The following is a 5,289-nucleotide window of genomic DNA, read 5'->3' as shown; positions in this document are numbered from 1 at the left end:
GCCTGGCGATGTCCTACTCTCACATGGGGAAACCCCACACTACCATCGGCGCTAATTCGTTTCACTTCTGAGTTCGGCATGGAATCAGGTGGGTCCAAATCGCTATGGTCGCCAAGCAAAATTTTGTCTGGAACAAAATTTAACGCACTTCAGTGCGGCCCGAAGGGTTAACGACATGGATGTCGTTAATAAATTCAATTCCTAAATTCGGAAAGCTGTTTTTTAATTCTCGTTCTTACACATTCAATGTTCTTTCATTGAGTCCATCAAAACCCCTTGGGTGTTGTATGGTTAAGCCTCACGGGCAATTAGTACAGGTTAGCTCAACGCCTCACAACGCTTACACACCCTGCCTATCAACGTTCTAGTCTCGAACAACCCTTCAGGACACTTAAAGTGCCAGGGAAGACTCATCTCAGGGCTCGCTTCCCGCTTAGATGCTTTCAGCGGTTATCGATTCCGAACTTAGCTACCGGGCAATGCGTCTGGCGACACAACCCGAACACCAGAGGTTCGTCCACTCCGGTCCTCTCGTACTAGGAGCAGCCCCCTTCAATCTTCCAACGCCCACGGCAGATAGGGACCGAACTGTCTCACGACGTTCTAAACCCAGCTCGCGTACCACTTTAAATGGCGAACAGCCATACCCTTGGGACCGACTTCAGCCCCAGGATGTGATGAGCCGACATCGAGGTGCCAAACACCGCCGTCGATATGAACTCTTGGGCGGTATCAGCCTGTTATCCCCGGAGTACCTTTTATCCGTTGAGCGATGGCCCTTCCATTCAGAACCACCGGATCACTATGACCTGCTTTCGCACCTGCTCGAATTGTCATTCTCGCAGTCAAGCGGGCTTATGCCATTGCACTAACCTCACGATGTCCAACCGTGATTAGCCCACCTTCGTGCTCCTCCGTTACTCTTTGGGAGGAGACCGCCCCAGTCAAACTACCCACCAGGCACTGTCCTCACCCCGGATAACGGGGCTAAGTTAGAACATCAAACATACAAGGGTGGTATTTCAAGGTCGGCTCCACAGATACTGGCGTACCTGCTTCAAAGCCTCCCACCTATCCTACACATGTAGGCTCAATGTTCAGTGCCAAGCTGTAGTAAAGGTTCACGGGGTCTTTCCGTCTAGCCGCGGGTACACTGCATCTTCACAGCGATTTCAATTTCACTGAGTCTCGGGTGGAGACAGCGTGGCCATCATTACGCCATTCGTGCAGGTCGGAACTTACCCGACAAGGAATTTCGCTACCTTAGGACCGTTATAGTTACGGCCGCCGTTTACCGGGGCTTCGATCAAGAGCTTCGACCGAAGTCTAACCCCATCAATTAACCTTCCGGCACCGGGCAGGCGTCACACCGTATACGTCATCTTACGATTTTGCACAGTGCTGTGTTTTTAATAAACAGTTGCAGCCACCTGGTATCTGCGACTCTCAATAGCTCCATCCGCGAGGGACTTCACCGTCGAGAGCGTACCTTCTCCCGAAGTTACGGTACCATTTTGCCTAGTTCCTTCACCCGAGTTCTCTCAAGCGCCTTGGTATTCTCTACCCGACCACCTGTGTCGGTTTGGGGTACGATTCCTTACAATCTGAAGCTTAGAGGCTTTTCCTGGAAGCATGGCATCAATGACTTCACATCCGTAGATGCTCGACGTCGTGTCTCAGCCTTAGAGAGAGCCGGATTTACCTAACCCTCAAGCCTACGCACTTGAACCTGGACAACCGTCGCCAGGCCCACCTAGCCTTCTCCGTCCCCCCATCGCAATTGTAAGAAGTACGGGAATATTAACCCGTTTCCCATCGACTACGCCTTTCGGCCTCGCCTTAGGGGTCGACTTACCCTGCCCCGATTAACGTTGGACAGGAACCCTTGGTCTTCCGGCGAGGGGGTTTTTCACCCCCTTTATCGTTACTCATGTCAGCATTCGCACTTCTGATACCTCCAGCATGCTTTACAACACACCTTCAACGGCTTACAGAACGCTCCCCTACCCAATACGATAAATCGCATTGCCGCAGCTTCGGTTTACAGCTTAGCCCCGTTACATCTTCCGCGCAGGCCGACTCGACTAGTGAGCTATTACGCTTTCTTTAAATGATGGCTGCTTCTAAGCCAACATCCTAGCTGTCTGAGCCTTCCCACATCGTTTCCCACTTAGCTGTAATTTGGGACCTTAGCTGGCGGTCTGGGTTGTTTCCCTCTCCACGACGGACGTTAGCACCCGCCGTGTGTCTCCCGGATAGTACTTACTGGTATTCGGAGTTTGCAAAGGGTTGGTAAGTCGGGATGACCCCCTAGCCTTAACAGTGCTCTACCCCCAGTAGTATTCGTCCGAGGCGCTACCTAAATAGCTTTCGGGGAGAACCAGCTATCTCCAGGTTTGATTGGCCTTTCACCCCTAGCCACAAGTCATCCGCTAATTTTTCAACATTAGTCGGTTCGGTCCTCCAGTTGATGTTACTCAACCTTCAACCTGCCCATGGCTAGATCACCTGGTTTCGGGTCTATATCCAGAGACTGAACGCCCAGTTAAGACTCGGTTTCCCTACGGCTCCCCTAGATGGTTAACCTTGCCACTGAATATAAGTCGCTGACCCATTATACAAAAGGTACGCAGTCACAGGACAAGCCTGCTCCTACTGCTTGTACGTACACGGTTTCAGGTTCTATTTCACTCCCCTCACAGGGGTTCTTTTCGCCTTTCCCTCACGGTACTGGTTCACTATCGGTCAGTCAGTAGTATTTAGCCTTGGAGGATGGTCCCCCCATATTCAGACAGGATATCACGTGTCCCGCCCTACTCGATTTCACTGAACACGCATCGTCAACTACGGGACTATCACCCTGTATCGTCGGACTTTCCAGACCGTTCGTCTAATGCGTATAAAGCTTAAGGGCTAGTCCAATTTCGCTCGCCGCTACTTTCGGAATCTCGGTTGATTTCTTTTCCTCGGGGTACTTAGATGTTTCAGTTCCCCCGGTTCGCCTCATTAACCTATGTATTCAGTTAATGATAACTGCTTATGCAGTTGGGTTTCCCCATTCGGAAATCCCAGACTCAAGTGGCTTTTACTGCCTAATCTGGGCTTATCGCAAGTTAATACGTCCTTCATCGCCTCTGACTGCCAAGGCATCCACCGTGTACGCTTAGTCACTTAACCATACAACCCGAAGGAGTTTCGAATTGACGTTAAACAACCAAAGTTGTCTCTCATTATTTGAATGAGCGAGAGACATTCGATTTTGCCGGACTCAAATATCTTTTTATTTTACTTTTTTATAAAAAGTGAAAACAAAAAGCCAAGAACACTTGAATGTGTTATTAGTTGTATTCAAATACATGAATACTTTGAGAACTTTACAAGTAATCATAAAGATTACTTTGTCAGCTTTCCAAATTGTTAAAGAGCTAGATTCATTAAAGAACCATTTTTAAACACACTCGTAAGAATGCTTAAAGATGGTGGAGCTAAGCAGGATCGAACTGCTGACCTCCTGCGTGCAAGGCAGGCGCTCTCCCAGCTGAGCTATAGCCCCATCAAGGTGTCGATACTCCTGCCAATCTCCCGGGAAGAAAATTGGTGGGTCTGAGTGGACTTGAACCACCGACCTCTCGCTTATCAGGCGAACGCTCTAACCACCTGAGCTACAGACCCAGTATCGTCTCTTTACATAAACCGTATCAATCTGTGTGGACACTCATCGTGAATAATCATCGTATAAGGAGGTGATCCAGCGCCAGGTTCCCCTAGCGCTACCTTGTTACGACTTCACCCCAGTCATGAACCACAAAGTGGTGAGCGTCCTCCCGAAGGTTAAACTACCCACTTCTTTTGCAGCCCACTCCCATGGTGTGACGGGCGGTGTGTACAAGGCCCGGGAACGTATTCACCGTGGCATTCTGATCCACGATTACTAGCGATTCCGACTTCATGGAGTCGAGTTGCAGACTCCAATCCGGACTACGACGCACTTTTTGGGATTCGCTCACTTTCGCAAGTTGGCCGCCCTCTGTATGCGCCATTGTAGCACGTGTGTAGCCCTACTCGTAAGGGCCATGATGACTTGACGTCGTCCCCACCTTCCTCCGGTTTATCACCGGCAGTCTCCCTGGAGTTCCCACCATTACGTGCTGGCAAACAAGGATAAGGGTTGCGCTCGTTGCGGGACTTAACCCAACATTTCACAACACGAGCTGACGACAGCCATGCAGCACCTGTCTCAGAGTTCCCGAAGGCACCAATCCATCTCTGGAAAGTTCTCTGGATGTCAAGAGTAGGTAAGGTTCTTCGCGTTGCATCGAATTAAACCACATGCTCCACCGCTTGTGCGGGCCCCCGTCAATTCATTTGAGTTTTAATCTTGCGACCGTACTCCCCAGGCGGTCTACTTAACGCGTTAGCTCCGAAAGCCACGGCTCAAGGCCACAACCTCCAAGTAGACATCGTTTACGGCGTGGACTACCAGGGTATCTAATCCTGTTTGCTCCCCACGCTTTCGCATCTGAGTGTCAGTATCTGTCCAGGGGGCCGCCTTCGCCACCGGTATTCCTTCAGATCTCTACGCATTTCACCGCTACACCTGAAATTCTACCCCCCTCTACAGTACTCTAGTCTGCCAGTTTCAAATGCTATTCCGAGGTTGAGCCCCGGGCTTTCACATCTGACTTAACACACCACCTGCATGCGCTTTACGCCCAGTAATTCCGATTAACGCTCGCACCCTCCGTATTACCGCGGCTGCTGGCACGGAGTTAGCCGGTGCTTCTTCTGTCGCTAACGTCAAATAATGCAGCTATTAACTACACTACCTTCCTCACGACTGAAAGTGCTTTACAACCCGAAGGCCTTCTTCACACACGCGGCATGGCTGCATCAGGCTTGCGCCCATTGTGCAATATTCCCCACTGCTGCCTCCCGTAGGAGTCTGGACCGTGTCTCAGTTCCAGTGTGGCTGATCATCCTCTCAGACCAGCTAGGGATCGTCGCCTTGGTGAGCCCTTACCTCACCAACTAGCTAATCCCACCTGGGCATATCCTGATGCGAGAGGCCCGAAGGTCCCCCTCTTTGAGCCGAAGCTATTATGCGGTATTAGCCATCGTTTCCAATGGTTATCCCCCACATCAGGGCAATTTCCCAGGCATTACTCACCCGTCCGCCGCTCGACGCCGATATCGTTCCCCGAAGGTTCAGATATCTCGTTTCCGCTCGACTTGCATGTGTTAGGCCTGCCGCCAGCGTTCAATCTGAGCCATGATCAAACTCTTCAATTT

The 5,289-nt window shown here is 50.7% G+C and carries 2 tRNA genes and 3 rRNA genes; all 5 read right to left on the bottom strand.

Annotated elements, in window-relative coordinates:
* Window positions 1–116, bottom strand: a 5S ribosomal RNA gene (gene rrf / locus VPR01S_RS21810).
* A gap of 171 nt (window positions 117–287) precedes the next feature.
* Window positions 288–3,177, bottom strand: a 23S ribosomal RNA gene (locus VPR01S_RS21805).
* 300 nt (window positions 3,178–3,477) lie between these two features.
* Window positions 3,478–3,553 (bottom strand) — tRNA-Ala (locus VPR01S_RS21800).
* A gap of 42 nt (window positions 3,554–3,595) precedes the next feature.
* A tRNA-Ile gene (locus VPR01S_RS21795) sits at window positions 3,596–3,672 on the bottom strand.
* A 64-nt stretch (window positions 3,673–3,736) separates the two neighbouring features.
* Window positions 3,737–5,289: ribosomal RNA gene (locus VPR01S_RS21790) — 16S ribosomal RNA — on the bottom strand.
* Together the 16S, 23S and 5S rRNA genes with 2 tRNA genes alongside form the textbook arrangement of a ribosomal RNA operon.

Origin of the sequence: Vibrio proteolyticus NBRC 13287 (assembly GCF_000467125.1) — a bacterium.
Taxonomy (GTDB): Bacteria; Pseudomonadota; Gammaproteobacteria; order Enterobacterales; family Vibrionaceae; genus Vibrio; species Vibrio proteolyticus.
This window is presented reverse-complemented; position numbering and strand designations above follow the sequence as displayed.